The sequence below is a fragment of the Streptomyces aurantiacus genome, assembly GCF_001418335.1.
Classification (GTDB): Bacteria; Actinomycetota; Actinomycetes; order Streptomycetales; family Streptomycetaceae; genus Streptomyces; species Streptomyces aurantiacus.
The window spans coordinates 1-1,031 of sequence record NZ_LIPP01000533.1 but is presented as its reverse complement, the minus strand read 5'-3'; the positions used below and the strand labels follow the sequence as shown (position 1 = coordinate 1,031).

At 70.0% G+C, this 1,031-nt stretch carries 1 protein-coding gene; it reads right to left on the bottom strand.

Annotated elements, in window-relative coordinates:
- Positions 1 to 1,031, bottom strand: a 1,031-nt coding sequence (locus AOK01_RS39985; RefSeq protein ID WP_157871680.1) for an acyltransferase domain-containing protein, incomplete at both ends; no start/stop codon positions are given.

The following is a 1,031-nucleotide window of genomic DNA, read 5'->3' as shown; positions in this document are numbered from 1 at the left end:
CGGTGGGGAACCAGCGTCGCCAGTCGATGGGGGCGCCCGCCACGAATGCCTGGGCGGCGGCGTGGGTGAGCTGGACGGTGTCGCCGTGGTCGCGGCGCAGGGTCGGGACCACAGTGGCGGGCATGTCCGCCTGCTCGATGGTCTCTTCCATGGCGAGAGCGAGCACCGGGTGAGGGCTGGCTTCGATGAACAGGCGGTAGCCGTCGGCCAGGAGTGCTTCGACGGTGTCGGCGAAACGCACCCGCTGTCGCAGGTTGGTCACCCAGTAGCCGGTATCGAGAGCGGTGGTGTCCGCCAGCCGTTCGGCGCTCACCGTCGAGTAGAACGCCACGTCGGTGGTGGTGGGCCGGATGTCGCTGAGCCGTTCGGTGAGTTCGTCGGTGAGCTGGTCGATCTGCGGGTTGTGGGAGGCGTAGCCGACGTCGATGAGGCGGGCCCGCAGGCCCTGTGTTTCAGCCTCGGCGACCACGGCCGCGACGTGTTCGGGCGGACCCGAGATCACCGTGGAAGCGGGCCCGTTGACGGCCGCGATGCTTACCCCAGGCCGGTCGCCGATGAGGCCGGTCGTCTGTTCGGCCCCGGTGCCCAGAGAGGCCATGTCACCATGCCCCTGAAGCCGGCGCAGCGCATCACCACGTACCGCCACGATCCGTGCCGCATCTTCCAGGGACAACGCGCCCGCGACACACGCGGCAGCCATCTCGCCCTGTGAATGCCCGATCACGGCGGCGGGGGTGACGCCGCGATCGGCCCAGACGGCGGCCAGAGACACCATCACCGCCCACAGCACTGGCTGGACGACCTCCACCCGGGACAGCTCGGCACCGTCCCCGCGCAAGACCTCGGTCAGCGACCAGTCCACATGCGGCGAGAGGGCCTGCTCGCACTCGGCGATCCGGGCCGCGAACACCGGCGACTCGTCGAGGAGTTGGGCACCCATGCCCACCCACTGCGAGCCCTGCCCCGGAAACACCAGCACCGGACCCGGACCGATGTCACCGGCAACCCCCGACACCACATCCGCAGACACC